Source organism: Streptomyces sp. NPDC002564, assembly GCF_042889645.1.
Taxonomy (GTDB): Bacteria; Actinomycetota; Actinomycetes; order Streptomycetales; family Streptomycetaceae; genus Streptomyces.
The window spans coordinates 707,608-733,708 of sequence record NZ_JBIARE010000004.1; the positions used below are offsets into that span (position 1 = coordinate 707,608).

19 protein-coding genes and 5 tRNA genes are annotated in these 26,101 nt (G+C 72.3%); 12 read left to right on the top strand and 12 right to left on the bottom strand.

Going from position 1 to position 26,101, the window contains the following annotated elements; all coding sequences use genetic code 11:
* Nucleotides 1-6: 6 nt before the first annotated feature.
* Together ACFYXE_RS18550 and ACFYXE_RS18555 are read right to left on the bottom strand one after the other, a co-directional pair.
* Nucleotides 7-261: a DUF3073 domain-containing protein gene (locus ACFYXE_RS18550; protein ID WP_389313561.1), complete on the bottom strand. Its 255-nt coding sequence runs from the start codon at nucleotides 259-261 to the stop codon at nucleotides 7-9.
* Between the two features lie 310 nt (nucleotides 262-571).
* Entirely contained in the window at nucleotides 572-1,654 is a 1,083-nt protein-coding gene (locus ACFYXE_RS18555; RefSeq protein WP_389313563.1) for a Leu/Phe/Val dehydrogenase, read from the bottom strand.
* Between the two features lie 221 nt (nucleotides 1,655-1,875).
* Between ACFYXE_RS18555 and ACFYXE_RS18560 the strand changes: the two genes are divergently transcribed.
* A complete protein-coding gene (locus tag ACFYXE_RS18560; protein WP_389313565.1) occupies nucleotides 1,876-2,712 on the top strand; it encodes a hypothetical protein in 837 nt (278 codons plus the stop codon).
* Nucleotides 2,713-3,224: 512 nt separating this feature from the next.
* Complete coding sequence (bldC, locus tag ACFYXE_RS18565; protein WP_003949541.1) at nucleotides 3,225-3,431, top strand: developmental transcriptional regulator BldC; 207 nt, start codon at nucleotides 3,225-3,227, stop codon at nucleotides 3,429-3,431.
* Nucleotides 3,432-3,921: 490 nt separating this feature from the next.
* Here bldC and ACFYXE_RS18570 read toward each other — a convergent pair whose 3' ends face one another.
* The 3 genes from ACFYXE_RS18570 to hrpA all read right to left on the bottom strand — a co-directional run bounded on the left by ACFYXE_RS18570 (nucleotide 3,922) and on the right by hrpA (nucleotide 8,799).
* Nucleotides 3,922-4,302 carry a DUF6274 family protein gene (locus ACFYXE_RS18570; RefSeq protein WP_389313567.1) on the bottom strand — a complete coding sequence of 127 codons (381 nt, stop codon included), beginning with the start codon at nucleotides 4,300-4,302 and terminating at the stop codon, nucleotides 3,922-3,924.
* Between the two features lie 358 nt (nucleotides 4,303-4,660).
* A tRNA-Asp gene (locus ACFYXE_RS18575) sits at nucleotides 4,661-4,735 on the bottom strand.
* Nucleotides 4,736-4,830: 95 nt separating this feature from the next.
* Entirely contained in the window at nucleotides 4,831-8,799 is a 3,969-nt protein-coding gene (gene hrpA / locus ACFYXE_RS18580) for an ATP-dependent RNA helicase HrpA (protein WP_389313569.1), read from the bottom strand.
* 83 nt (nucleotides 8,800-8,882) lie between these two features.
* Between hrpA and ACFYXE_RS18585 the strand changes: the two genes are divergently transcribed.
* The 4 genes from ACFYXE_RS18585 to ACFYXE_RS18600 all read left to right on the top strand — a co-directional run bounded on the left by ACFYXE_RS18585 (nucleotide 8,883) and on the right by ACFYXE_RS18600 (nucleotide 12,325).
* Nucleotides 8,883-9,275, top strand: coding sequence for a hypothetical protein (locus tag ACFYXE_RS18585; protein ID WP_361172982.1), 393 nt, complete (start codon nucleotides 8,883-8,885; stop codon nucleotides 9,273-9,275).
* A 96-nt stretch (nucleotides 9,276-9,371) separates the two neighbouring features.
* Nucleotides 9,372-10,220, top strand: coding sequence for a DsbA family protein (locus ACFYXE_RS18590; protein WP_389313571.1), 849 nt, complete (start codon nucleotides 9,372-9,374; stop codon nucleotides 10,218-10,220).
* Nucleotides 10,217-11,164, top strand: a complete 948-nt coding sequence (locus tag ACFYXE_RS18595; RefSeq protein ID WP_389313573.1) for a cytochrome c biogenesis CcdA family protein — start codon at nucleotides 10,217-10,219, stop codon at nucleotides 11,162-11,164. Before ACFYXE_RS18590 ends, ACFYXE_RS18595 begins: the two co-directional genes overlap by 4 nt.
* 72 nt (nucleotides 11,165-11,236) lie before the next feature.
* On the top strand, nucleotides 11,237-12,325 hold the full coding sequence (locus tag ACFYXE_RS18600; protein ID WP_389313575.1) for an ABC transporter permease: 1,089 nt from the start codon (nucleotides 11,237-11,239) through the stop codon (nucleotides 12,323-12,325).
* Between the two features lie 43 nt (nucleotides 12,326-12,368).
* Here ACFYXE_RS18600 and ACFYXE_RS18605 read toward each other — a convergent pair.
* The 4 genes from ACFYXE_RS18605 to ACFYXE_RS18620 all read right to left on the bottom strand — a co-directional run bounded on the left by ACFYXE_RS18605 (nucleotide 12,369) and on the right by ACFYXE_RS18620 (nucleotide 14,290).
* Nucleotides 12,369-12,442, bottom strand: a tRNA-Phe gene (locus tag ACFYXE_RS18605).
* Nucleotides 12,443-12,469: 27 nt separating this feature from the next.
* A tRNA-Asp gene (locus ACFYXE_RS18610) sits at nucleotides 12,470-12,544 on the bottom strand.
* A 39-nt stretch (nucleotides 12,545-12,583) separates the two neighbouring features.
* A tRNA-Glu gene (locus ACFYXE_RS18615) sits at nucleotides 12,584-12,656 on the bottom strand.
* A gap of 80 nt (nucleotides 12,657-12,736) precedes the next feature.
* Nucleotides 12,737-14,290 (bottom strand): metallophosphoesterase, encoded by a 1,554-nt coding sequence (locus ACFYXE_RS18620; protein ID WP_389313577.1) that lies wholly within the window; start codon nucleotides 14,288-14,290, stop codon nucleotides 12,737-12,739.
* 71 nt (nucleotides 14,291-14,361) lie between these two features.
* On the opposite strand from ACFYXE_RS18620, the gene ACFYXE_RS18625 reads away from it, so the two are divergent.
* The 6 genes from ACFYXE_RS18625 to ACFYXE_RS18650 all read left to right on the top strand — a co-directional run bounded on the left by ACFYXE_RS18625 (nucleotide 14,362) and on the right by ACFYXE_RS18650 (nucleotide 23,333).
* On the top strand, nucleotides 14,362-14,712 hold the full coding sequence (locus ACFYXE_RS18625) for a metallopeptidase family protein (protein ID WP_361173000.1): 351 nt from the start codon (nucleotides 14,362-14,364) through the stop codon (nucleotides 14,710-14,712).
* 123 nt (nucleotides 14,713-14,835) lie between these two features.
* Nucleotides 14,836-15,396 (top strand): hypothetical protein, encoded by a 561-nt coding sequence (locus ACFYXE_RS18630; protein ID WP_389313579.1) that lies wholly within the window; start codon nucleotides 14,836-14,838, stop codon nucleotides 15,394-15,396.
* 413 nt (nucleotides 15,397-15,809) lie between these two features.
* The gene (locus ACFYXE_RS18635; protein WP_389313581.1) at nucleotides 15,810-18,113 is read left to right on the top strand and encodes a DEAD/DEAH box helicase; all 2,304 of its coding nucleotides are present in this window, start codon (nucleotides 15,810-15,812) and stop codon (nucleotides 18,111-18,113) included.
* 317 nt (nucleotides 18,114-18,430) lie between these two features.
* A complete protein-coding gene (locus ACFYXE_RS18640) occupies nucleotides 18,431-19,882 on the top strand; it encodes an amino acid permease (protein ID WP_389313675.1) in 1,452 nt (483 codons plus the stop codon).
* A gap of 86 nt (nucleotides 19,883-19,968) precedes the next feature.
* A tRNA-Lys gene (locus ACFYXE_RS18645) sits at nucleotides 19,969-20,041 on the top strand.
* A 121-nt stretch (nucleotides 20,042-20,162) separates the two neighbouring features.
* A complete protein-coding gene (locus ACFYXE_RS18650; RefSeq protein ID WP_389313583.1) occupies nucleotides 20,163-23,333 on the top strand; it encodes a BTAD domain-containing putative transcriptional regulator in 3,171 nt (1,056 codons plus the stop codon).
* On the opposite strand, the gene ACFYXE_RS18655 is transcribed toward ACFYXE_RS18650, so the two are convergent.
* The 3 genes from ACFYXE_RS18655 to ACFYXE_RS18665 form a co-directional block, all read right to left on the bottom strand.
* Nucleotides 23,317-24,081 (bottom strand): ABC transporter permease, encoded by a 765-nt coding sequence (locus ACFYXE_RS18655; protein ID WP_361179770.1) that lies wholly within the window; start codon nucleotides 24,079-24,081, stop codon nucleotides 23,317-23,319. The two genes, ACFYXE_RS18650 and ACFYXE_RS18655, sit on opposite strands and share 17 nt — an antisense overlap.
* On the bottom strand, nucleotides 24,078-25,016 hold the full coding sequence (locus tag ACFYXE_RS18660) for an ATP-binding cassette domain-containing protein (protein ID WP_389313585.1): 939 nt from the start codon (nucleotides 25,014-25,016) through the stop codon (nucleotides 24,078-24,080). Before ACFYXE_RS18660 ends, ACFYXE_RS18655 begins: the two co-directional genes overlap by 4 nt.
* 287 nt (nucleotides 25,017-25,303) lie before the next feature.
* Nucleotides 25,304-25,849, bottom strand: a complete 546-nt coding sequence (locus ACFYXE_RS18665) for a YceI family protein (RefSeq protein WP_389313587.1) — start codon at nucleotides 25,847-25,849, stop codon at nucleotides 25,304-25,306.
* Between the last annotated feature and the right edge of the window lie 252 nt (nucleotides 25,850-26,101).

Sequence of the window (26,101 nt, forward strand, 5' to 3'; positions counted from 1 at the left end):
ACGAGGTCAAGCGCCGCGGCGCTGCGACGACGGACCGGACTCGTCGTCCTCGTCCTCGTCGTCGTTATACAGATCCGCGTACTGGGCGTACGGGTCGTCTTCCTCGTCGTCGTCGTCCTCGAACGGCTCGCCATTCGGCGGCTGTTGCGAAGTCGAAGCGCCCAGCTCATTGGCCAGACGCGACAGGTCAGTCCCGCCGCTGCTGTACTTCAGCTGGCGGGCGACCTTCGTCTGCTTGGCCTTTGCCCGGCCGCGCCCCATGGCTCGACCCCCTCGGATACGGGGCTCGACGGCCCCAGAGTCTTGACACGCGTTCATGATCTGGAACGGGCTCTCCGTGGAGAGACCGGTCCGTAGGGCTTCCACGGTACCTGCTCCTGCGGCCATACGGTACGTCGCCCGCAGGACGCGCCTCGGCGCACAACCCGCGAGGAGCCCCGTCCTCGCTGGTCAACTGCGATTTTAACCTCTTCTTGGCGGGCGACCCGCCGACGGGGGTGAGTCTTGTCTCTCGTGTACGTCGACGGGGCCCTGTCAAAGCGTCGCGCGGCGCCGGAACGTCAGATTCCGGTCACTTCCCGCGCGCGTCGGACATCCGCTGCTCGGCGATCCTGTCGGCCGCCGCGGCCGGCGGGATGCCATCCTCCTTTGCGCGAGCGAATATGGCGAGCGTGGTGTCGAAGATCTTCGACGCCTTCGCCTTGCACCGGTCGAAGTCGAAGCCGTGCAGCTCGTCGGCGACCTGGATCACGCCGCCGGCGTTCACCACGTAGTCCGGCGCGTAGAGGATGCCGCGGTCGGCCAGGTCCTTCTCCACGCCCGGGTGCGCGAGCTGGTTGTTCGCGGCGCCGCACACCACCTTCGCGGTCAGCACCGGCACGGTGGCGTCGTCGAGCGCGCCGCCGAGCGCGCAGGGCGCGTAGATGTCCAGGCCCGGGGTGCGGATCAGCGCCTCGGTGTCCGCCACCGCGGTCACCGACGGGTGCTTGTGCACGACGCGGGTCACCGACTCCTCGCGCACGTCCGTGATCACGACCTCGGCGCCGTCGTCCAGGAGGTGCTCGACGAGGTGGTGGCCGACCTTGCCGACGCCCGCGACGCCGACGGTGCGGCCGCGCAGCGCCGGGTCGCCCCACAGGTGCTGGGCCGAGGCCCGCATGCCCTGGTAGACGCCGTAGGCGGTGAGCACCGAGGAGTCGCCCGCGCCGCCGTTCTCCGGGGAGCGCCCGGTGGTCCAGCGGCACGTGCGGGCGACGACGTCCATGTCCGCGACGTAGGTGCCGACGTCGCAGGCCGTCACGTACCGGCCGCCGAGCGAGGCGACGCAGCGGCCGAAGGCGAGGAGCAGCTCCTCGCTCTTGATCCGGTCGGGGTCTCCGATGATCACGGCCTTGCCGCCGCCGTGGTCGAGTCCGGCCATGGCGTTCTTGTACGACATCCCGCGCGCGAGGTTCAGGACGTCGGCGACGGCCTCCTCCTCGGTCGCGTAGGGGTAGAAGCGGGTGCCGCCGAGGGCGGGGCCCAGGGCGGTGCTGTGGAGGGCGATCACGGCCTTGAGGCCGCTGGCGCGGTCCTGGCAGAGCACGACTTGCTCGTGGCCTCCCTGGTCCGAGTGGAACAGGGTGTGCAGGACGCCGTTGTCTGCTTCGGTCACTGTGGTGACTCCCGGTCGAGTGCGGCGGTTGGAGGGGCTCCCGTACGGGTGGCGGGGGCCCGGTGGGCATGAGACTAGAGGCTGTCCACCGCCCGTGGGCGCCCCCTGCGGAGGATCACTCGCGCGCGGCGCACGGGCGGGCGCGGGCCCGGGTGCGGCGGAGTTCGGCCATGGCAGGCTGTGCAGTGTTTTCCGGCCGGTACGCGGGGGAGGGAGCAGCCGTGCCCAAGGTGTCTTCGGTGACGGTCCCGTATGCGGCCTACCTGCGTGTCTACGAGCCATTGGCCGCTTTCCCGGAGCCGGAGCGCGGCCACTGGGCGCGCTATGCCCGCCGCCCCGACCTGCCCTCCTGCCAGGACGAACTGCGCCGCTCGCTGGCGGACTTGGTGTCCACGCCGCCGGTGCCCGTGCCGGTGCACGAGAGCGGCGACGCGTTCGTGGTGGAGGTCGACGGGGTGCTGTGCGTCTGCCCGTGGCGGACCCGGCTGCGCGGCTGGCAGGCGATGGGGGACCTGGCGGAGCAGTTGCCCGCCCCGGTCCTGGACGCGGTGCTCCCGCCGGTGCTGCGCCGCCAGACGACGGCGGACTACGAGCGGTGGCTGGCCCGCAACCCCGACGCGCGCCCCTGGATCCGCACGTCGACGTGGCAGGTGCCGCTGCACTGGTTCGTGCTCGTCTCCGACGAGGAGCGCAGTTACGAGCGGGAGGGGCAGCCGCCGGTCCTCAGGTACCGCACGCCGATGGTGCAGGCCCGGCGCCGGGTGGCGCGCGGCCTGAAGGCGCTGCGGGAGGCGCTGGACGAGGGGCCGCTCATCGACGGCCTGGTGGACGTCGGCCGCTGGCTGGAGGAGTTCCACCCGCGCTCGCTGGTGGAGGTCGACTACGGCGGGCTGGTGCACGCGGTCTCCCCCGACGAGCTCGACGACGACCACTCCGCGGCGGATGTCGCCGAGGGGATCGACGCCCTGCGCAACGGCGACGGCGAGGCGGCCGGCGAGGCATATGCAAGGCTCGTGGGGCGATGGCGGGCGGTCCGGGACCTTCAGTTCGCGAACTGAGGGCGAAGGTCGCGCGGTCCGAGGAGTCGATGGTCCGGGGTCCGGCCGGTCCCCCGTCACATCGCGCCGGGACGTAGGTCCCGATCCGGGCCTTTGCCTCAAGCGTGACGGACCGCACTTACGGGGCCCTTGCGCCGATCACCCCTCCTCATGCCAAAATAGGACAAGGAGTCCGGGGAGGGCTCCTTCCGCCCAAGTACGGGCGGAATGCTCAGCATTGCACTCTATGGGGGGTCTGTTGACTCCTGATCGCTCTGTGACTGATCGTCACTGTGGCGTGACTGTCCGCTATGGCATGGTCCATCGGCTTCCGTCGGTGATGAACACCTGGGAGGGCAATTCCATCGGTTTGGCCGACGCGGCTGGACGGATGGTGTAGTTGTAGTGCCGAGGACAAGCCGTTCGTCCTATAACCGACTCGACTCGCGTCCGCCATTTCGGGCAACGCGGGTCAAGGTGCAGAATTTAGAGGAATGAACCGAGAAGGTTCGGTTCTCCCGAGGAGGCCGCTCATGACCGCTCGCACCCCTGATGCCGAGCCGCTGCTGACCCCGGCTGAGGTCGCCACGATGTTCCGCGTCGACCCGAAGACGGTGACGCGCTGGGCCAAGGCTGGCAAGCTCACGTCGATTCGCACGCTCGGCGGGCACCGCCGTTACCGCGAGGCCGAGGTCCGCGCACTGCTCGCGGGTATTCCGCAGCAGCGCAGCGAGGCCTGAACTACCGCTCAACCAGCAGTAACCCGCACAACTCGGACGAAGAGCAGCACTACTGCCGGGTCCCCCAACCTGGTCGTACGTCCGACATATGGCTACACACGACGAGGGTCCTGCCCCAACGGGACCCACGCCTGACACACATGGGTGAGTCGTTTCGATCGCGCTGGACTCCGCCGGGTCCAGCGCGATCTTTTTTGTGCGCCAAAGGCGCGCTGGTGGGCGGTCCGTGAGCGCCCTTGTTCGGCTCTGGGGAGTCCTCGGAGGGAGGGCCCGGACGTCGCCTTCGGGGCGGTGCAATTGCACATATTAAATTGGCCCGTTGTAGGAAGGGTGTAAGTTCCGGGGTTCCCAAAACTTGTTCGGTGACACCCGTCACACGTCGGGGAGCTTGTTGTGCGCGATACCCCTGCGCTAGAGGGGCTGTGGCGGCATTCGCAGGCCCTCGGCTCTCAGCCTCCCACCGGGGAGGGGGGTCGCGCGTCGGCTTTGGTCATGCGTTGGGGGGACTTTCGTCCTCGCCGTGCTCACGGTGCTCGCGGTGCTCCCCGGGCGGGCCGGCCCCGTGCTCCTCGCCGCCCTCCTCCGGCGTGCGCCGCTCGCCGGACCCGGCGGGCTCGTCGCGCCCGGGTGGGGCGCTCTCGGGGGCGCTCTCGGGGGCCAGGAGCACGTCGAGGGCCTCGCGTTCGCCGGGGAGGCGCTGGGAGGGCTCCAGGGCGAGCCTCAGCAGCCGGTGGCAGATGGGGCAGTGCCGGGTCAGGTGGCGGTAGCCGGTGGCGGCCGCGAGGTGGGCGCGGAGCAGGGCGCGCGTCTCGTGCGGTGATGCCGGGGGCGGTGAGGGCGCCGAGGAAGAGGAAGCCGAAGAAGCGGACATGCGTCACCTCCTGGGGAGCCTCCCGCGGCTCCCTGCTGTCCGGGGTACCGGCGGAATGTGACGCAGTCAAGATGCGGGAGCGGCAACGGGCCGCATTCACAGGGGGAGTGGGCACCCGCGCCGCCCGGCGACCGAAAGCCCGATCACGCGAAACGGGCCGCGTCCGGTGGATGCGACCCGTTGCTCGGGCGGCACGCGAAACGGGCCGCACCCTGGTGGATGCGGCCCGTTCCTTTACTGCGGTCCTGACGGGATCTGCTGTGTGGGATGGCGGCTCCGCCGCGGGCGCGGCCTCCGGTGGGAGGGCGACAGCGCGAAACGGGCCGCACCCTGGTGGATGCGACCCGTTCCTTTACTGCGGTCCTGACGGGATTTGAACCCGCGGCCTCCACCTTGACAGGGTGGCGAGCACTCCAAACTGCTCCACAGGACCTTGCTTTGCGGCGCTTGTTTCTGCGTTGCGCTGCGAGAAGAGACTGTACAGCAGCGCAGGCCCGGCGGTCGAACTCACCCTGTGTGGCCGCCCGGTCACGGCGCCGCGGCGTCCACGGCCTTCACGATCCGCTTGTCCGAGATGGGGTACGCCGTGCCCAGCGCGTGCGCGAAGTAGCTGACGCGGAGCTCCTCGATCATCCAGCGGATGTCGAGGACGTCCTGCGGCACCGGCCTGCCCCGCGGCATCTGTTCCAGCAGCCACAGGTACTCGTCGCGCATCTCGCGGACCTTCTCCATGCGGGCGGTGTCCCGCTGGACGTTCGTCGGCATCTGCTGCAGGCGCCGGTCCGCGGCGACCATGTACCGCATCAGGTCCGCGAGGCGGCGCAGCCCCGTCTCCGTGACGAAGCCGGGCTTGACGAGGGAGTTCAGCTGCTCCCGCACGTCCGCGAGGTTCGCCAGGAGGGCCGGGCTGCCGGCCGACTTCAGGCGGCGCTCGCAGGCCTGCCAGGCGGCGAGCACCTGCTGCACCTGCCCGACCGCCGCCACGGTCGTGTCCACGATCTCCGCACGCACCTTGTCGAAGAGCTTGCGGTACGACTCCTCGTCCCACACCGGCCCGCCGAAGTCCCCGATCAGCTTGTCCGCGGCCGCCATCGCGCAGTCGTCGAAGAGCGCCTGCATGGAGCCGTGCGGGTTCGCCGACAGGGCGAGCTTCTGCTGGTTGGTCAGCTTGTCGGAGGCGAACTTGGCCGGATTCACCGGGATGTTGCGCAGGATGAGGCGCCGGGTGCCCCGCCACATGGCCTGCTGCTGCTCCGCCTCGGTGTCGAAGAGGCGTACGGAGACGGTGTCGCCGTCGTCGACCAGCGCGGGGAACGCCTTCACCGGCTGGCCGGCCCTGCGGGTCTCGAAGACCCGCGAGAGCGTGCCGATCGTCCAGTCGGTGAGGCCGGTCCGCTCGACCGCCGCGCCGCCCGAGCGCTCCGCCGTCGCCGCGGCCGCCTGCGACAGCGCCTGGCGGGCCTTCGGCTTGAGCCGGAGCTTGAGCGCCTCCAGGTCCTTGTCCTCGGCGAGCTTCTTGCGCCGCTCGTCGACGATCCGGAACGTGATCTTCAAGTGGTCCGGTACGCGCGTCAGGTCGAAGTCGTCCGGCGACACCGGCACCCCGACCATCCGCTGCAGCTCGCGCGCCAGCGTCACGTGCAGCGGCTCCTGCAGCGGCACCGCGCGGTCCAGGAAGGCCTGCGCGAAGTTGGGCGCGGGGACGTAGTTGCGGCGGATCGGCTTGGGCAGGGAGCGGATCAGCTCGATCACGACCTGCTCGCGCAGCCCGGGGATCTGCCAGTCGAAGCCCTCGTCCGTGACCTGGTTCAGGACCTGCAGCGGGACGTGGACGGTCACGCCGTCCGCGTCCGCGCCCGGCTCGAACTGGTAGGTCACCCTGAACTTGAGCTGTCCCTGCCGCCACGCGTCGGGGTAGTCGTCCTTGGAGACGTCCCCCGCCTTCTCGTTGATCAGCATGGACCGCTCGAAGTCGAGCAGTTCGGGCTCGTCCTTCTGCTTCTTCTTCCACCACGAGTCGAAGTGCGCGCCCGACACGACGTGTTCGGGCACCCGCTGGTCGTAGAAGTCGAAGAGGGTCTCGTCGTCGACGAGGATGTCGCGGCGCCGCGCGCGGTGCTCCAGCTCCTCGACCTCGGTGAGGAGCCTGCGGTTGGCGGCGAAGAACTTGTGGTGCGTGCGCCAGTCGCCCTCGACCAGCGCGTTGCGGATGAACAGGTCGCGGGAGACCTCGGGGTCGATGCGGCCGTAGTTCACCTTGCGGTCGGTGACGATCGGGACGCCGTACAGCGTGACCTTCTCGACCGCCATCACCGCGGCCTGGTCCTTCTCCCAGTGCGGCTCGCTGTACGTGCGCTTGACCAGGTGCTGGGCGAGCGGCTCGACCCACTCCGGCTCGATGCGCGCGTTCACCCGGGCCCACAGCCGGGAGGTCTCCACCAGCTCGGCCGACATGATGTAGCGCGGGGGCTTCTTGAAGAGGGCCGAACCGGGGAAGACGGCGAACCTGGCGTTGCGCGCGCCCAGGTATTCGTTGCGGCCGCCGCGCTGCTTGGGGTCGCTGTCCTTGGACTCCTTCACGTCCTTCATCCCGATGTGGGAGAGCAGGCCGGCCAGGAGCGAGAGGTGGACGTGCTGCTCGGGCGCGTCCTCCTCGTTCAGCTGGATGTCCATCTGCTTGGCGACCGTGCGCAGCTGCGTGTAGATGTCCTGCCACTCGCGGATCCGCAGGAAGTTCAGGTACTCCGCCTTGCACATCCGGCGGAAGGACGAGGAGCCGCGCTCCTTCTGCTGCTCCCGCACGTACCGCCACAGGTTCAGGAAGGCGAGGAAGTCGCTCGTCTCGTCCTTGAAGCGGGCGTGCTGCTGGTCCGCCTGCGCCTGCTTCTCCGCCGGCCGCTCGCGCGGGTCCTGGATGGAGAGCGCCGCCGCGATCACCATGACCTCGCGCACGCAGCCGTTCTTGTCGGCCTCCAGGACCATCCGGGCCAGGCGCGGGTCGACGGGCAGCTGGCTGAGTTTGCGGCCCTGCTGGGTGAGGCGCTTCTTCGGGTCCTTCTGCGCCGGGTCGAGCGCGCCGAGCTCCTGCAGCAGCTGCACGCCGTCGCGGATGTTGCGGTGGTCCGGCGGGTCGATGAAGGGGAACTTCTCGATCTCGCCGAGCCCGGCCGCCGTCATCTGCAGGATGACCGAGGCCAGGTTCGTCCGGAGGATCTCCGCGTCGGTGAACTCGGGGCGGGCGAGGAAGTCGTCCTCGCCGTACAGCCGGATGCAGATGCCGTCCGACGTGCGCCCGCAGCGGCCCTTGCGCTGGTTGGCGCTGGCCTGGCTGATCGCCTCGATGGGCAGCCGCTGGACCTTGGTGCGGTGGCTGTAGCGGGAGATGCGGGCGGTGCCCGGGTCGATCACGTACTTGATGCCGGGGACGGTCAGGGAGGTCTCCGCGACGTTCGTCGCCAGGACGATGCGCCGTCCCGTGTGCTGCTGGAAGACCCGGTGCTGCTCGGCGTGCGAGAGCCGGGCGTACAGGGGCAGGACCTCGGTGAACCGGTAGTTCTTCTTGTTCAGCGCGTCCGCCGTGTCGCGGATCTCGCGCTCGCCGGAGAGGAAGACGAGGATGTCGCCCTTGCCCTCGGCCTGCAGCTCCTCGACGGCGTCCGTGATCGCGGTGATCTGGTCGCGGTCGGTGTCGTCGGAGTCCTCCTCCAGGAGCGGGCGGTAGCGCACCTCGACGGGGTACGTACGGCCGCTGACCTCGACGATCGGCGCGTCCCCGAAGTGCCGTGAGAACCGCTCGGGGTCGATGGTCGCCGAGGTGATGACGACCTTCAGGTCCGGGCGCCTGGGCAGCAGCTGGGCGAGGTAGCCGAGCAGGAAGTCGATGTTGAGGGACCGCTCGTGGGCCTCGTCGATGATGATCGTGTCGTACGCGCGCAGCTCGCGGTCCGTCTGGATCTCGGCCAGCAGGATGCCGTCCGTCATCAGCTTCACGTACGTGTCGGCGCCGACCTGGTCGGTGAAGCGGACCTTCCAGCCGACCGCCTCGCCGAGCGGGGTGCGCAACTCGTCGGCCACGCGCTCGGCGACCGTGCGGGCCGCGATGCGGCGGGGCTGGGTGTGGCCGATCATGCCGCGCACGCCCCGGCCGAGCTCCATGCAGATCTTGGGGATCTGCGTGGTCTTGCCCGAGCCCGTCTCGCCCGCGACGATCACGACCTGGTGGTCGCGGATCGCCTCGGCGATCTCGTCCTTCTTCTGGCTGACCGGCAGTTGCTCCGGGTACGTGATCGCGGGCACGCGGGAGGCGCGCTCGGCCATCCGCGCCCCGGCCTTCTCGACGTCCGCCGCGATCTCGGCGAGGACGGCGGCACGGGCCTCGGGCTTGCGGATCCGGCGCGCACCCTCCAGCCGCCGGCCGATCCGGTGCTCGTCGCGCAGCGACAGCTCGGACAGACGGGGGGCGAGGGTGTCGAGGGCGAGGGCAGGCTGCGTAGACATACGTCCTCCAGGATCTCACCCGCGACTCGGCAGTGGCGAACCGATTTCCCGCGGGGCGCGGCCCGGCACGTACGATTCCGGGCATGTTGTCCCGCGCGCGTCCGTGCAGCCCCCTGGTGGCGGTGCTGCTCGTCGTGCTCGGACTGCTCTGCGGCGGCCCCGCGACGGCCGCGCCGGGCCCCGGCGCCGGACAGCGGGCGGTCGCGGTGCGGGCCGCCGAACAGCCCGTCGCCCGGGACGCCGACGGACAGGGCGCGCCCGGCTGCGGCAGGGGCAGCCCGCAGGACGCGGACCACGTGCCCGGCACCCCGGCCCGCCCCGGGACCTCGGCCGAGCTGCTCCCCGCCCTGTACGACGCCCACACCGCGCCCGGCGCCTGCGGTGCCGACCAGGCCGTCCCCGCGCTCGGCCCCGGCCGCGCGCCGCCCGCGCTCGACCCGCCGTCACCGGTCGATCTCTCCGTCCTGCGCGTGTAGGAGGCCCGGGCGCCCCCTGCCCGGGCGCCCTTCGGCATCCGCACGAGACGCAACCAGACGTACACCACGTACAACAGGACAAGAGAGACCGCTCTGATGCCCCACAACGGCCAGAAGCCCGCGAACGCCCAGAAGCCCGCGAACGCCCGGAAGTCCGCGAACGCCCAGAAGTCCGCGCCCGTCGGCAAGACCGCGCACGACCGCAGGAAGAGCCGCAACCTCGCCATCGGCGCGGGCGTCGTCATCGCCGCCGTGCTGCTCGGCCTCGCCTCGTACACCGCGACCAAGCCGGAGAAGTCCGGCGGCACCACCGTGACGGAGGCGGCCGAGGGCGGGGCGCCCTCCGCCGACCCGCAGGCCGGCGTCTACCCCGAGCTGGAGAAGCTCGCCCGGCGCGACGCGAGGGACCCGCTCGCCCGGGGCCGCGCCGACGCCCCCGTCGTGATGGTCGAGTACGCCGACTTCAAGTGCGGCTTCTGCGGCAAGTTCGCCCGCGACACCGAGCCCGCCCTGGTGAAGAAGTACGTCGACAAGGGCACCCTGCGCATCGAATGGCGCAACTTCCCGATCTTCGGCGAGGACTCCGAGCGGGCCGCGCGCGGCGCCTGGGCGGCGGGCGAGCAGGGCCGCTTTTGGCAGTTCCACGAGGCCGCGTACGCCGACGGCGCCAAGGAGAAGGGCTTCGGCGCCGACCGTCTCAAGGAGCTCGCGCGGCAGGCCGGGGTCAAGGACGTCGGCCGGTTCGTCGAGGACGCGGACAGCGCGGCCGCCAAGGCCGCGGTGAAGAAGGACCAGGAGGAGGCCTACGGGCTCGGCGCCACCTCCACGCCGTCCTTCGTGATCAACGGGCGGCCCGTCTCGGGCGCGCAGCCCGACCAGGTCTTCGAGCAGACGATCGAGGCGGCGGCCCGGAGCGCGAAGTCCGCCGGGGGCGGTGCCAAGTGACCTCGGACGTCGGTTACTTCGCCGCCTTCCTGGGCGGGCTGCTCGCGCTGGTCAGCCCGTGCAGCGCGCTGCTCCTGCCCGCCTTCTTCGCCTACTCCGTCGACTCGGCCTCGCGCCTGGTGGCCCGCACCACCCTCTTCTACGCCGGGCTCGCGACGACCCTGGTGCCGCTCGGCGCGGCCGGCTCGTACGCGGGACGGTTCTTCTTCGGCCACCGCGACCAGCTGGTGCTCGCCGCCGGGTGGCTGATCATCGGGCTCGGCGCCCTGCAGATCCTCGGCATGGGCTTCGCCTCGCGCCGGATGGCGGAGCTCTCGGGCCGGATCCGGCCGACCACCGCGTTCTCCGTCTACGCGCTGGGCGCGGTGTACGGGCTCGCCGGGTTCTGCGCGGGGCCGATCCTCGGCAGCGTCCTGACGGTGGCCGCGGTCAGCGGCAGCCCGGTCTACGGCGGGCTGCTGCTCGCCGTGTACGCCCTGGGCATGGCCGTGCCGCTCTTCCTGCTCGCGCTGCTCTGGGAGCGGTTCGACCTGGGGCGGCGGCGGTGGCTGCGCGGGCGCACGTTCACGGTCGGCCGGTTCGAGCTGCACACGACCTCGCTGCTGTCCGGCCTCTTCTTCATCGCGCTCGGCGCGCTCTTCCTCGCGTACGACGGGACCACGGCGCTGCCGGGGCTGCTGGACGTGGACGACTCGTTCGCCGTGGAGCAGTGGGCGGGCGGCGTGGGGCGCGCGGTGCCGGACTCCGTGCTGCTGATCGCCGTGGTGGCCCTGGTGGGCGCGGTGCTCGGGGTGCGGGCATGGCGGAGGCGGGACGTGCCGGACGCGCCCGCTGAGCGGTCCGACCCGTCCGACCCGTCCGACCCGTCCGAGCCGTCTCCGGACGCATCGGACGCACCGGACGCACCGCACGCGGAGAAGTCCGTTTCGTCGGCTACGAACTGACTTCAGCGGTAGCAGGCCGCTTCGGCCGATACCGGGCGAGAAGGATACTTATACGTGGTTTAGCGTATTCGTATGCCTGATCAGCAGCCGGAACCGGAGCACCACCAGCACGGCGCCCACGGGCGCGTCCCCACCCGGAGCGAGCGGTGGGCCTCCTTCAAGGAGTCGCCCTTCCTGCCCGCGATCGTGCTGGTGTTCATCCTGGCGGCCGCGGCGGGCCTGTTCGCCGGCTCGTACACGTACTCGATGGCGAAGCCGACGCCGCACCACATCCCCACCGCGGTCGTCGACCCGCCGGGCGGCGAGGACGGCGCCGCGCGCGGCAAGGCGTTCCTCGACGGCATGGAGAAGGCGCTGAACGCCTCCCTGGAGGTGCGGCGCTACGACACCCGTGCGGCGGCGCTGCGGGACGTGGAGGAGCAGAAGGTCTTCGCGATCCTCGACGTGGCGCCGGGCGGCCGGGTGGCCCTCGACGTGTCGGGCGCGTCGGGGGCCTCCGTCGCGCAGGTCCTGGAGGAGACCGCGCCCAAGGTGGGCGAGAAGGTCGGCGTGCCGGTGACGGTGAAGGACATCAACCCCCTCCAGGAGGGCGACCCGCGCGGCCTCGCCATCTTCTACATCTCGCTGGCCGCGGTGATCATCGGCTTCGTGGGCGCGATCCAGCTGAGCGTGCACGCGCGCGGGCTGAATCCGGCGGAGCGGATCGGGTTCACCGCGCTGTACGCGCTGCTCGGCGCGTTCGTCATCGCGGCGGTCGTGGACTGGTGGCTGGGCGCGGTGGACCTGCCCTTCGTGGAGTCGTGGCTGATCCTGGCGCTGACGATGTTCACGTCGGGGATGGTCTTCACGATGTTCAACACGCTGTTCGGGCGGTGGGCGATGATCCCGACGTGGGGCCTGATGGTGCTGCTCGGCAACCCGTCGTCCGGGGGAGCGGTGTCGTGGCCGCTGCTGCCGTCCGTGCTCGGCCACATCGGGCGCTGGCTGCCGCCGGGGGCCTCGGTGAACGCGCAGCACACGGCGGTGTACTTCGGCGGGCACCAGCACGTGTTCCCGTTCCTGGTGCTGGCCGCGTGGGCGCTGGTGGCGTCGGCGGTCTTCTGGGTGTGGCGCCACCGCCACCCGGGCGGCCGGACGGCGACCGGGGCCCACGTGGCGTAGGAAACGGCGAAAGCCCCGCCGATGGGCGGGGCTCCCGGAGAAGTGGCTGGGGCCGGGATCGAACCGGCGACCTATCGCTTTTCAGGCGATCGCTCGTACCAACTGAGCTACCCAGCCACGCGGTTCACCGAAGTGATCCGCAAGCGGTCCTGACGGGATTTGAACCCGCGGCCTCCACCTTGACAGGGTGGCGAGCACTCCAAACTGCTCCACAGGACCAAGCGTTGTGCGAGAACCAGTCTCGCACAGGGTGTTGCGTGCCCCCAACGGGATTCGAACCCGTGCTACCGCCTTGAAAGGGCGGCGTCCTGGGCCACTAGACGATGAGGGCTAAGGGCCCGCCTGGGCGCTTTGCAGCGCGTCGGGGACGTGAGAAGCATATGGGATGCGGGGAGCTATCGCCAAAACGGTTTACGGGGAGGTCGTGGAGGGGGGCGTCGAGACGGGCGCGCCGGGCCGGTTCTCCTGGGGGAGGTGGCGGCTGACCTCGGCCTTCGTCAGGCCCAGCCCGCCCAGCCTGATCTCGTCCCAGGCCTGCAGCCGCTTGGTCGTACGGTCCAGGTAGAGGACCGAGGCCTCGACCGGGTCGGGGTACTTGCCCTCGACGGCCCGCAGCCCGCTGCCGCCCGTCGAGCCCTCGACGCGCAGCCGGGTCCCGCCCTCCATGACCTCCATCTGCCGGCGGTGGAGGTGCCCCGCTAGGGCCAGCGGCACTTCGCCGTCCGTCTCCCTGGCCGCCGTGGGGTCGTGCGCGATCGCCACGTCGACCGGGGTGCCGGCCGCCCGCTCGGCGCGCAGCGCGGACGCGAGCCGGATGCCCGCCATGTGCTCGACGGAGGCGCCCTGGGCCTTCTCCGAGCGGTCGGGGGTGTACTGCGGGTCGCCGATGCCCGCGAGGCGCAGCCCGGCGACGGTCTCGGCCCGGCCGTCGTCGAGGACGTGGACGTTCTTGAACCGCTCCAGGTAGCGCTGGGTGGTGCGCGAGTCGTGGTTGCCGCGCACCCACACGTAGGGGGCGCCCAGGTCCCCGACCGGGTCGAGGAAGCCGTTCTCGGCGGCCGAGCCGTGGTCCATGGTGTCGCCCGAGTCGACGATGACGTCGATGTCGTACTGCTCCACGAGCGAGGAGATGATCTTCCAGCTCGCCGGGTTCAGGTGGATGTCCGAGACGTGCAGGACCCGCATGGTGGTGGGGTCCGGCTGGTAGGCGGGGAGCGTGGACGTCGCGTCGTACAGCTTGGTGACGTTGGTGACCAGGCGCGCCAACTCCTGCTGGTAGATGTCGAATTCGCTGACGATGCTGCGGGCGTTGCCGACGACCGAGGGGGCGCTGCTGAGCAGGCCGGAGAACTTCGGCTCCAGGACGGACTTCGGGTTCCAGGTGGCGTACGCGGCGCCGCCCGACGCCGCGAGGAGCACGAGGGCGAGGCCGCCCGCGGCGAGCGCGCGACGGGGGCGCCGGTAGACGGCGAGGCCCAGGGCCGTGGCGCCGAGGACGACGGCGGCGCAGGAGCGCGCGGCGAGGTCGAGCGTGCCGTGGCCGACGTCCCGCGCGACCTCCTCCTGCAGCCCGGCGAGCCGCTCGGGGTGGTCGACCAGGGCCTGCGAGCGGACCGGGTCCAGGCGGTCCACGTCGACGTCCAGCCGGAGGGGCGCCACGTGCGAGTCCAGCTCCAGGGCGCCCAGCGGCGAGACGTCGATCCTCGTGCCGCCGGACACGGACGGGCGCAGCGTCATACGGGTGTCCATCGGGCCGACCGGCGCGCGCACGCTGCCGAGCACGAGCAGGCCGAGCCAGGCGCCGAGCACGACGACGGCGACCAGGCCCAGCGCCGCGGCCAGGGGCCTGCGGGGCGGCCCCGCCAGGGTGTCGGCGGGCCGGGTGCGGCGAGCGCGGAGGCGGCCTACGAGGGCGCTGCCGGCCCTGCGTACGCCCCGGAGGACGACTCGGACGTCGCGGGCCATTGGTCCCGTATGCCCAAGTGCGCAGGCGGGTATGCCGGGACGCGGCCGGGGGCGTGGCCGACAATGGGGGTGTGCTGGAGATGACGCGCGAGGAGTTCGAGGAACTGGTCGGCGAGGCGCTCGACCGGATTCCGCCGGAGCTGACGCGGCTGATGGACAACGTGGCCGTCTTCGTGGAGGACGAGCCGCCCTCCGACGATCCCGAGCTGTTGGGGCTCTACGAGGGCACGCCGCTGACCGACCGGGGCGAGTGGTACGCCGGGGTGCTCCCCGACCGCATCACGATCTACCGGGGCCCGACGCTGCGGATGTGCGCGTCGCGCGAGGAGGTGGTCGCCGAGACGGAGATCACCGTGGTGCACGAGGTGGCCCACCACTTCGGGATCGACGACGCCCGGCTGCACGCGCTCGGGTACGGGTGAGCGAGGCCGTCCGGCCTGGTGTGCGGGGGTCGGGTGGGCGGGGGTGGACGTCCGTGTCCTCTTGCGGGCCGCGGGAGTTGGGCAGGGCGTCTCGATTCTCAGCGCCTCAGGAGGTGCTCGGCCGTGCGCCAGTTGTACGTTCCCGTCCGTTGGGCCGCGGTCGCGGTGGCCGTAGCGGCGACCGCGGGCTGCATGAGCGTCGGTGACGACGGGAACGCCCCCGGCCCCGGGCGCTCCGCAGGGCAGCGCAGCGGGGCGGCCGCGCCCGACGGCGGTCCCGTGACCCAGGGCGGTGACGTCGCGTCCGGCGGCGACCGGGAGGACGGGGGCGGCAAGAAGGGCGGCGGCAGGGGGAAGGGCAAGGGCGGCAAGGGGACGAAGGCGCACGAGGGCGGGAAGTCGGCCCAGGGCGCGAAGCCCTCGGAGTCCTCCTCCGCGTCCGCCCCCGCGAAGCCGTCGAAGCCGGGCCGGCCGGGCAGACCCACGCCGACGCGGCCGAAGCCGACGCCGACGCGGGACGACCCGACGCCGGATCCGCCCCGCCCCACGCCGACCCCGACGCCGGATCCGACCACCCCGGAGCCGTCCTCGTCGGAGGGCTCGGGCGGGCAGGACGCGCAGTTGCAGCGGCGCGACGCGGAGGTCGTGCGCCGGGAGCCGTCGCCGCACGCCGGGCCCCGGTAGGCGTGGCCCGTCCGGTGGCTTCCGGTGACCCTCGTCACGTACGGGGGGCGGGCCTCCCGGCCGGTGCGCACGGCCGCGCGGTCGGACGCGTCGGCCCAGGTGGCGGGGGGTTTCGCGGGCTCCGGGCGGCTGTCCCGTGCCCTTGCGGGGGCTTCGCCGTGCCCCGCGGTCGGGCTCCTCGCGGACGTCCCGGAGCGCCGGGGCGCACCTGTCGGAAGGGGGCGGTTTGCCATCTGGGGTGGTGGGTGCGTATGGTGGTAGATCGTTTGATCCCATTTGCCCGGCGCCGCCACAGAAGAGCGCCGCGTGGCGCGTACTCTCCCTTGCCGTGGCTGACCGCATAGAGGCGGTCCATTGCGAAATCACGGAGTTGACGGGCGCGTGCCGAGACTCCGGAAGGTTTCGCATTTCGCATGTCCATTTTCAGTTCTGACCACGCCGTCCTGCCCGAGAACGAGACGGCCGACGCCGTCGAGACCGCCGAGAACGACGCCGTGAAGGTCGTCGCCGAGGCCGTCGAGACCGTCGAGGCCGCCGAGTCCGCCGAGGCCGGGGACGTCACCGAGGTCACCGCCGACGCCGCCGCCGAAGCCCCCGAGGCCGACGCCGACGCCGAGCCCGAGACCACCTTCGGCGACCTGGGTCTGCCCGAGGGCGTCGTCCGCAAGCTCGCCCGCAACGGCGTGCACACCCCCTTCCCGATCCAGGCCGCGACCATCCCGGACGCCCTGGCCGGCAAGGACATCCTCGGCCGCGGCCGCACCGGCTCCGGCAAGACCCTCTCCTTCGGTCTGCCGACGCTGGCCCGCCTGGCCGGTGGCCACACCGACAAGAAGAAGCCGCGCGCGGTCATCCTGACCCCGACCCGCGAGCTGGCGATGCAGGTCGCCGACGCCCTCCAGCCCTACGGCGACGTCCTCGGCCTGAAGATGAAGGTCGTCTGCGGCGGTACGTCGATGGGCAACCAGATCTACGCCCTGGAGCGCGGCGTCGACGTCCTCGTCGCCACCCCGGGCCGTCTGCGCGACATCATCAACCGCGGCGCCTGCTCCCTGGAGAACGTCGAGGTCGCCGTCCTCGACGAGGCCGACCAGATGTCCGACCTGGGCTTCCTGCCCGAGGTCACCGAGCTGCTCGACCAGGTCCCGGCCGGCGGCCAGCGCATGCTGTTCTCGGCCACGATGGAGAACGAGATCTCCACGCTGGTCAAGCGCTACCTGAACAACCCGGTGACGCACGAGGTCGACAGCGCCCAGGGCAACGTCACGACCATGACGCACCACATCCTGATCGTGAAGCCCCGCGACAAGGCGCCGGTCACCGCCGCGATCGCCGCGCGCAAGGGCCGCACCATCATCTTCGTCCGCACCCAGCTGGGCGCCGACCGCATCGCGGAGCAGCTGCGCGACTCCGGCGTGAAGGCCGACGCGCTGCACGGCGGCATGACGCAGGGCGCCCGTACGCGGACGCTCGCGGACTTCAAGGACGGCTACGTCAACGCGCTGGTCGCCACCGACGTCGCCGCCCGCGGCATCCACGTCGACGGCATCGACCTGGTCCTGAACGTGGACCCGGCCGGCGACCACAAGGACTACCTGCACCGCTCCGGCCGTACCGCTCGCGCGGGCCGCTCCGGCACGGTCGTGTCCCTGTCGCTGCCGCACCAGCGCCGCCAGATCTTCCGCCTCATGGAGGACGCGGGCGTCGACGCCACGCGCCACATCATCAACGGCGGCGGCACCTTCGACCCGGAGGTCGCCGAGATCACCGGCGCCCGTTCGATGACCGAGGTGCAGGCCGACTCCGCGGGCAACGCCGCGACCCAGGCCGAGCGTGAGGTCAAGGACCTCACCAAGGAGCTGGAGCGCGCCACCCGCCGCGCCGCCGAGCTGCGCGAGGAGGCCGACCGCCTCACCGCGCGTGCCGCCCGCGAGCGCGGTGACGACCCGGAGGTGGCGGTCGCCGAGGCCACCGCCGCCGCGGAGGCGGTCGTCGAGGCCGCCGTGTCGGTGCCGGAGCAGCCCGTCGCCGCCGAGCGTCCGGTCCGCGAGGAGCGTTCCTCCTCGTACGAGAACCGCCGTCCGCAGCGTGACGAGCGCGGCAACTACGAGCGTGACCGCCGGGGCGACCGCGGCGGCTTCAACCGCGACGAGAACCGTGGTGGCGGCTTCGGCCGTGACCGTCGGGACGACAACCGTGGTGGCGGCTTCCGTCGCGACGAGCGTCGTGACGACCGCGGTGGGCGTTCCTTCGAGCGTCGTGACGACAACCGTGGCGGCCGTTCTTTCGAGCGTCGTGACGACAACCGTGGCGGCCGTTCTTTCGAGCGCCGTGACGACAACCGTGGTGGTGGCTTCCGCCGTGACGAGCGTCGTGACGACCGCGGTGGGCGTTCCTTCGAGCGTCGTGACGACAACCGTGGCGGCCGTTCTTTCGAGCGCCGTGACGACAACCGTGGTGGCGGCTTCAGCCGGGACCGTCGGGACGACAACCGTGGCGGCGGCTTCCGCCGCGACGACCGCCCCTCCGGCGGCCACCGCGGCAGCGACCGTCCGTTCAACCGTGACCGCCGCGACGACCGCCCCTCCGGCGGCTTCCGCTCCGGCGGCCACGACCGCCCGTCGTACAACCGCCGCGACGACCGCTCCGGCTCCGGCACGAGCACGGGTTCGTTCGGCCGCCGCGACGACAAGCCGCGCTGGAAGCGCAACGGCTGAGCGCTAGCCGCCCCGGCCTGACCTGACCTGACCGAAGGGCCCGTACGACCTCCACGTCGTACGGGCCCTTCGGCGTATCGCAGGTGGCGTACCGATGTCCCTCGCGGCCCGGCGGATTCTTGGCCCCGCCCGGCGCATGGTGGGTCCCCGGGCCGGGAATTGCTGGGGGCATGACAAGTGAATCGGGTGCACGGAAGCAGCCGCCGCCCGCGGAGCCGGCCCCGTCCGCCGGGCCCGCCCCGTCCGCCGGGCCCGCCCCCGGCTCCGACGAGGAGCGGCTCGCGCAGCTCGGGTACACGCAGGTGCTCGCGCGGCGCATGTCCGCGTTCTCCAACTACGCCGTCTCGTTCACGATCATCTCGGTGCTCTCCGGGTGCCTCACCCTGTACCTGTTCGGGATGAACACCGGCGGGCCCGCCCTGATCACCTGGGGCTGGGTCGGGGTCGGGCTCATGACGCTCTTCGTCGGGCTCGCCATGGCGGAGATCTGCTCCGCCTATCCCACCTCCGCCGGGCTCTACTTCTGGGCGTACCGGCTGGCGCCCGCCCGGTCCGCCGCCGCGTGGGCGTGGTTCACGGGGTGGTTCAACGTCCTGGGGCAGGTCGCGGTGACCGCCGGGATCGACTTCGGTGCCGCGTCGTTCCTGGGCGCGTATCTGAACCTGCAGTTCGACTTCGCGGTCACCGAGGAACGCACGATCATGCTCTTCGCCGCGATCCTCGTGCTGCACGGCCTGCTCAACACCTTCGGCGTGCGCATCGTCGGGCTGCTCAACAGCATCAGCGTGTGGTGGCACGTGGGCGGGGTCGCCCTGATCGTCGGCGCGCTCGCGTTCTCGCCGGACTCGCACAAGTCGGCGTCCTTCGTCTTCACCGAGTTCGTGAACAACACGGGGTGGGGCAGCGGGCTGTACGTCGCCCTCATCGGCCTCCTGATGGCGCAGTACACCTTCACCGGCTACGACGCCTCCGCCCATATGACGGAGGAGACCCACGACGCCGCCACGGCGGGCCCCCGGGGCATCGTCCGGTCCATCTGGACCTCCTGGATCGCCGGGTTCGTCCTGCTGCTCGGCTTCACCTTCGCCATCCAGTCGTACCAGGGCGCCCTCGACTCCCCGACCGGCGCGCCGCCCGCGCAGATCCTCCTCGACGCGCTCGGGGCGACGGCCGGCAAGCTGCTCCTGCTCGTCGTGATCGGCGCCCAGCTCTTCTGCGGCATGGCGTCCGTCACCGCCAACTCCCGCATGATCTACGCCTTCTCGCGGGACGGCGCGCTGCCCTTCTCGCACGTGTGGCACACGGTCAGCCCGCGCACGCGGACCCCGGTGGCCGCGGTCTGGCTGGCCGCGCTCGGCGCGCTGGTGCTCGGCCTGCCGTACCTGATCAACGTCACGGCGTACGCGGCGGTGACCTCGATCGCCGTCATCGGGCTCTACATCGCCTACGTCGTGCCGACGCTGCTGCGGGTGCGCAAGGGCGAGGCCTTCGAGCGCGGGCCCTGGCACCTGGGCCGCTGGTCGCGCCCCGTCGGCATCGTCGCGGTGGCCTGGGTCGGCGTGATCACGGTCCTCTTCATGCTGCCGCAGGTCTCGCCGGTCACCTGGAAGACCTTCAACTACGCCCCGATCGCCGTCCTGGCCGTCCTCGGCTTCGCCGCCCTGTGGTGGCAGGCCTCGGCCCGGCACTGGTTCCTCAACCCCGACCACGAGCGCACCCGGGCCCGCACCGCGGCCCGCGCCGGCCATGTGGAACCCCTTGATCCGTAGCGGCACCGGCCCTCGACCGGCCCTCGACGGCGATACCCGATCGGATGGCGGGGCCCGTCCCGCTATGCTCGGGGGTGCACCGCCGAGGACCGTTAGCTCAATTGGCAGAGCAGTGGACTTTTAATCCATTGGTTGTGGGTTCGAGTCCCACACGGTCTACCGCCGGGGACACGGGGGTACGCCCCCGGTCCGCCGCGCAGCGCCCGGGTCCACTTCGGTGGCCCCGGGCGCTTGCTCGTTCCCCGGCCCGTCCCGCTGGCGCGGATGGCAAACTCAGCGGGTGCAGATCGCGATACTGGGGTCATTCGAGGTGCGTGCGGGCGACGGGGCCGTCGTCGACGTGCCGGGGGCGCGGCTGCGGGGGCTGCTCGTGGCGCTCGGGCTCAAGGCGGGGCACGCGGTCCCCAGGGCGGTGCTCGTCGACTGGATCTGGGGCGAGCATCCGCCCGCCGACGCGACCAACGCGCTGCAGCGCCTGGTGTCCCGGCTGCGCAAACTGCTGCCGGAGGGCGCCGTCGAGGGACAGCCGGACGGCTACCGGCTGCGGGTGGCGCCCGACGCCGTCGACGCCGTCCGCTTCGAGCGGCTCCTCGCCGAGGGCCGGGCCCACGGCGAGGACCCCGAGCACCGGGCGCGGGTGCTGGGCCGGGCGCTCGGCCTGTGGCGCGGCGCCGCCCTCCAGGACGTCGGGCTGCAGGGCAGCGGCGCGTACGACGCCGTGATCGTGCGCCTCGAAGGGCTGCGGCTGACCGCGACCGAGGAGCGCGTCGACGCCGAGATCGCCCTCGGGCACGGCGCCCGCATGATCACCGAGCTGACCGACCTGGTGGCCGCGCACCCGCTGCGGGAGCGGCTCGCCGCCGCGCTGATGCGGTCCCTGGCCGCCGCGGGCCGCGACAGCGAGGCGCTCCTCGCGTACGAGCGGACCCGCGAGGAGCTGGCCGGCGCGCTGGGCGTCGACCCGTCGCCGGAGCTCGCCGCCCTGCACGTGGCGCTGCTGCGCGGCGAGCTGGGGCGCGAGAAGGCCGCCCCGGCGCCCGAGGGCCGCAGGACCAACCTGCGCGCCGAGCTGACGTCGTTCGTGGGCAAGGAAGCCGACCTCGACGCCGTGCGCGGACTGATATCCGCGCACCGCCTCACCACCGTCATCGGCCCCGGCGGCTCGGGCAAGACCCGCCTCGCCACCGAGACCGCCCGCACGCTGGCCGGCGAACTCCCCGACGGCGCCTGGCTGGTGGAGCTCGCCGCGCTCGGCGCGGACGGCGACGTGACCGACGTGGCGCAGGCCACCCTCGCCGCGCTCGGCCTGCGCGACTCCCTGCTCGGCGGCGCCCCGAACGCGGAACCCGCCGACCGCCTCGTCGCCGCGATACGCGAGCGCGAGACCCTGCTGGTCCTGGACAACTGCGAGCACGTCGTCGAGGCGGCGGCCGTCTTCGCCCACCGGCTGCTCGGCGAGTGCCGGCGGCTGCGCATCCTGGCCACCAGCCGGGAGCCGCTCGGCATCACCGGCGAGGCGCTGTGGCAGGCGGAGCCGCTGGCCCTGCCGCCGGGCGACGCGGGCCCGGCCGAGATCGCCGCCGCACCCGCCGTCCGGCTGCTGCGCGACCGGGCCGGGGCGGTGCGCAGGGACCTCGCCCCGGACGCCGCGACCCTCGCGACGATGGTCCGGGTGTGCCGCGCCCTGGACGGCATGCCGCTGGCCATCGAACTGGCCGCGGCCCGGCTGCGCACCATGTCCTTCGACCAGCTCGCCCACCGCCTGGACGACCGGTTCCGCCTGCTGACCGGCGGCAGCCGGACCGCGCTGCCCCGGCACAGGACGCTGCGCGCGGTCGTCGACTGGAGCTGGGAGCTGCTCAGCGACGCCGAGCGGGCGGTGCTGCGCAGGCTGTCGGTGTTCTCCGGCGGCGCGGACCTGGCGGCGGCCGAGCGGGTCTGCGCGGGCCCCGACGTCGCGCAGGACCAGGTCCTCGAACTGCTCACCGCCCTCACCGAGAAGTCCCTGCTGCGCGCCGAGGGCGACGCCGCCCCGCGCTACCTGATGATCGGCACGATCAAGGAGTACGCGGGTCAACGGCTCGCGGAGGCGGGCGAGTCGGACCTGGCGCGCCACGCGCACCTGGCCTGCTTCACCGAACTCGTCGAGGCCGCCGACCCGCACCTGCGCCGCGCCGAGCAACTTCAGTGGCTGGCCCGGCTGGAGACCGAGCACGTCAACATCGGCGCGGCGATGCGCGGCGCGCTCGCGGCGGGCGAGGCGCAGGCGGCGATGCGGCTCGCGGCGGGCGCGGGCTGGTACTGGTGGCTCGGCGGCCACCGCACTGAGGGCTTCGAGCTGCTCCTGGCGGCCACCCGGGTGCCGGGCGAGGTCGGCGACGACGTGCGGGCCATGGCGTACGCGATCGTCGTGCTGTTCGTCAGCTCGGGGCGGGGCAGCGAGCACGACGCCGCGGAGTGGATCCACCAGGCGTGCGAGTTCAGCGGGCGCAGCGGTCACCGCTATCCGCTGCTCGGGCTCGTCGGGGCGCTGGAGCGCATGCTGGCGGCGCCCGGCGCGTTCCGGGCGGCGTGGGAGCCGCTGCTCGCCGACGAGGACCCGTGGGTGCGGGCCCTCGCCCGGCTGCACCTGGGCAAGGCGCGGATCGTGCTCGGGCTCGGCGGCGCGGAGGGCCGGGAGGCGGACGCCTGCCTGGAGTCGGCGCTGGCGGAGTTCCGGGCGCTCGGCGAGCGGTACGGGATCTACTTCGCGCTGAGCGAGCTGGCGGAACGGATCGCCGTGCGCGGGGACTTCGCGGCCGCGTGCGCGCACTACGAGGAGGCCATCGCGGTGGTCTCCGCGGTCGGCGCCGCCGAGGACGTCATCCGGATGCGGGCCCGGCAGGCGCAGCTGCACTGGCTGCTGGGCGACCGGGCTGCCGTCGCGGCGGCCCTCGCCGAGGCCGAGCGGTGCGCGCGGGGCGTCACCTGGCCGGACGCGCTGGCCGACCTGGCCTTCGCGAAGGCGGGCCTGGCCCGGTGGGACGGCGACGCCGTGGAGGCGCGCCGCCAACTGGAGGTGGCGCGGGAGGTGCTGGGCGACGAGGTGGAGCACGTACGGGCGGCGACGCACGACCTGCTCGGCTATCTCGCCGAGGACCTGGCGGAGTGCAGGGCGCACCGCGCGGCGGCCTGTGCGGCGGCCGCCGGGGCCGGTTACACCCAGTCGGTCGCGCAGGTGCTCGTGGGCGTCGCCGACCTCGCGCTGCGCCAGGGCCGGGACGCGCAGGCCGTGCGGCTGCTCGCGGCGGGCACGGCGGTGCGCGGACTGCCCGACCGCTCCCACCCGGACGCGGCGCGGATCGAGGAGACGGCGCGGCGCCGCCTCGGCGACGCGAAGTTCGCCGAGGCGGCGCGAGAGGGGGCGCGGGCCGACTGGTCCGAGCTGGTCGAGGTCACGCTCGCTTCCTGAACGTGGCGAGCGCCCAGGCGAAGCCGAGGACGGCGATCCCGGCGCACCAGGCGACGGCCGCGATCGCGTCGCCGTGCGCGACGCCACCGCCGAGCAGCAGCCCGCGCAGGGTCTCGATGATCGGGGTGAAGGGCTGGTACTCCACGAACTGCCGCACCCCGGCGCCCATGGTGTCGGCGGGGACGAACGCGCTGCTCAGGAACGGCAGCATGATCAGCGGCACGGTGGCCATGCCCGCGGACTCCGGGCTCTTGGCGGCCAGTCCCATGGCGACGGTCAGCCAGCTGGTCGCCACGGCGAGCAGGACGAGCAGGCCGGTCGCGGCGAGCCAGCCGAGGGCGCCGGCCCCCGGGTCGAAGCCGAGGACGAAGCCGAACCCGACGATGGCCGCGCAGGCCACCAGGCAGCGCACGGTGGTGACGACGACGTGGCCGGTCAGGATGGCGCCGCGGGAGACGTCCATGGTCTTGAAGCGGTTGATGACGCCGTTGGTCATGTCGGCGTTGACGGAGGTGGCGGTGGCGCCGAGGCCGTAGCAGATGGCCATCACGAGCAGTCCCGGCGTCGCGTAGTCGACGTACTGGTCGCCGACGCTGAACCCGCCGCCGAACACCTTGACGAACATCAGCATCATCACGAGGGGGAACAGGACCGCGTTGAACACCGTGACCGGGTTGCGGGTGGTGTGCTTCAGGTTGCGGCGCAGCATGATCGCCGAGTCGGCGAGGGCCGTCGAGAATCCGTTCACTTGGCGATCGCCTCCGCGGTGGGGCGCCCGGTCAGGGCGAGGAAAACGTCATCGAGATCCGGTGTGTGCACCGAGAACTCCTGGGCGTCGAGGGTGTGTTCGTCGAGCCGGTCGAGCAGGGCCCGCAGGGAGCGGGAGCGGCCGTCGCTGGGCACCCGCAGGACGAGCTCCTCGTCGTCGCGGGTGGCGTCGGGCAGGAGCCGGGCCGCCGCGTCGAGTTCGGCGGGCGCGGCGAAGCGGAGCCGGACGTGGGTGCCGGGCATCCGGCGCTTGAGCTCGGCAGGGGTGCCCTCGGCGACCAGGCGGCCCTGGTCGAGCACGGCGACCCGGTCGGCGAGCTGGTCGGCCTCCTCCAGGTACTGGGTGGTGAGGAAGACGGTGGTGCCCTCGGCCACCAGGTCGCGGACGATGGACCACATCGTGCGGCGGCTGCGCGGGTCGAGGCCCGTCGTGGGCTCGTCGAGGAAGATGATCCGCGGCTTGCCGACCAGCGTCATCGCCAGGTCGAGCTTCCTGCGCATGCCGCCGGAGTACGTGGAGGTCGGCGCGTCGGCCGACTCCGTCAGCTCGAAGCGCTCCAGGAGGTCCGCGATGACCTGCCGGCCGGAGCGGATCCGCTTGAGGTCCGCGACGAGCCGCAGGTTCTCGCGGCCGGTGAGGAGTTCGTCCACGGCGGCGAACTGACCGGTCACGCCGATGGCCGAGCGGACCTGCCGGGTCGCGGTCGCCACGTCGTGGCCGGCGACGTACGCGGTTCCGCCGTCGGCCCGCAGCAGTGTGGTGAGCACGTTCACCGTGGTCGTCTTGCCGGCCCCGTTCGGGCCGAGCAGCGAGAAGACCGATCCCGTGGCGACGTCCAGGTCGATGCCGTCGAGCACGACCTTGTCGCCGTATGCCTTGCGCAGTCCCGAGACCGCGATCGCCGAAGTTTTCATGTGCCTACCGTCGCGGCGCGGCCTGACACGGGGCTGTCACGCCGCTGACACGGGTACGGGGGCGGCTGACACGGGCTGACACGGGCGCGGGGGCGGGGCGGCCGCAACGGACGACGGACGGACGACGGACGGACGACAGACGGACGACGGACGTACGACGGACGGCTCGGGCCCGGGTCGTGGCGTACGCGACCGGGGCCCGAGCCGTCCGTGCGGGGCCGTTCGTGCCGGGCCGTCCGCGTCGGGCTGTTCGCGTCGGGCTGTTCGCGCGGCCGGGAATCGGCCCGTCAGGGCTTGCGGACCGCCGCGACCTCGAACTCGATCGTCACCTTGGCGCCGACGAACAGCGTGTCCACGGCGTTCGCGCGCACGCCCCAGTCCTTGCGGTCGATCTCGGCGCTGCCCTTGAAGCCGACCCGGACATCGCCCTGGGCGTCGCTCTCGCCGCCCGTCGACTCGACGTCGAGGGTCAGCGACTTCGTCGTGCCGCGCAGCGTGAGGTCGCCGGTGACCCTGAAGCGGGTCGCGTCGACCTGCTCGACCCCGGTGGAGGTGAAGGTGATGACGGGGTGCTTCTTCGTGTCGAGGAACTTGGCGCGCACCGGGTCGTCGCGGAACTTGTTGTGGCTCTGGATGCTGGCGGCCCGGAGCGTGAGGCGGACCGCGGACTTCGCGGGGTCGTCGCCGTCCAGGTGCGCGTCGCCCTCGAACTCCTCGAAGTGGCCGCGTACTTGGGGGCCGACCGCGTGCCGGGCGACGAAGCCGATGCGGGTGCGGGTGGTGTCGAGGACGTACTCGCCGCTCAGCTCGCTGAGCTGGGTGATGGTTGACATGCTTGGTCACTCCTGGAGTGGAAGAGGCGGTAAGCGTTCGGCGCAACCGGTCACTGGTACAAGGCGTCGCGGTGGACGGACGACGTCCTGGGGCGCATGACGATACCGCCGTCCTGCAGGCGAGTTCGGGCTGCTCAAGCGCCAACCCACCCCGAGTCGAGTCCCGTTGCCGCCCGGTGTCGTCCGGCGCCGTCCCGGGCCGTCGTTCCGTCATCCGTTGCGCACACCGTGCGCAGTGCGTACAGTGTGCGC

Bases quoted from the DNA above. Each gene is read 5' to 3' on its own strand.
- ACFYXE_RS18550 (WP_389313561.1), bottom strand. From the start codon at position 261: ATGGGGCGCGGCCGGGCAAAGGCCAAGCAGACGAAGGTCGCCCGCCAG.
- bldC (WP_003949541.1), top strand. From the start codon at position 3,225: ATGACCGCTCGCACCCCTGATGCCGAGCCGCTGCTGACCCCGGCTGAG.
- ACFYXE_RS18570 (WP_389313567.1), bottom strand. From the start codon at position 4,302: ATGTCCGCTTCTTCGGCTTCCTCTTCCTCGGCGCCCTCACCGCCCCCG.
- hrpA (WP_389313569.1), bottom strand. From the start codon at position 8,799: ATGTCTACGCAGCCTGCCCTCGCCCTCGACACCCTCGCCCCCCGTCTG.
- ACFYXE_RS18585 (WP_361172982.1), top strand. From the start codon at position 8,883: ATGTTGTCCCGCGCGCGTCCGTGCAGCCCCCTGGTGGCGGTGCTGCTC.
- ACFYXE_RS18590 (WP_389313571.1), top strand. From the start codon at position 9,372: ATGCCCCACAACGGCCAGAAGCCCGCGAACGCCCAGAAGCCCGCGAAC.
- ACFYXE_RS18600 (WP_389313575.1), top strand. From the start codon at position 11,237: ATGCCTGATCAGCAGCCGGAACCGGAGCACCACCAGCACGGCGCCCAC.
- ACFYXE_RS18620 (WP_389313577.1), bottom strand. From the start codon at position 14,290: ATGGCCCGCGACGTCCGAGTCGTCCTCCGGGGCGTACGCAGGGCCGGC.
- ACFYXE_RS18635 (WP_389313581.1), top strand. From the start codon at position 15,810: ATGTCCATTTTCAGTTCTGACCACGCCGTCCTGCCCGAGAACGAGACG.
- ACFYXE_RS18640 (WP_389313675.1), top strand. From the start codon at position 18,431: ATGTCCGCGTTCTCCAACTACGCCGTCTCGTTCACGATCATCTCGGTG.
- ACFYXE_RS18660 (WP_389313585.1), bottom strand. From the start codon at position 25,016: ATGAAAACTTCGGCGATCGCGGTCTCGGGACTGCGCAAGGCATACGGC.
- ACFYXE_RS18665 (WP_389313587.1), bottom strand. From the start codon at position 25,849: ATGTCAACCATCACCCAGCTCAGCGAGCTGAGCGGCGAGTACGTCCTC.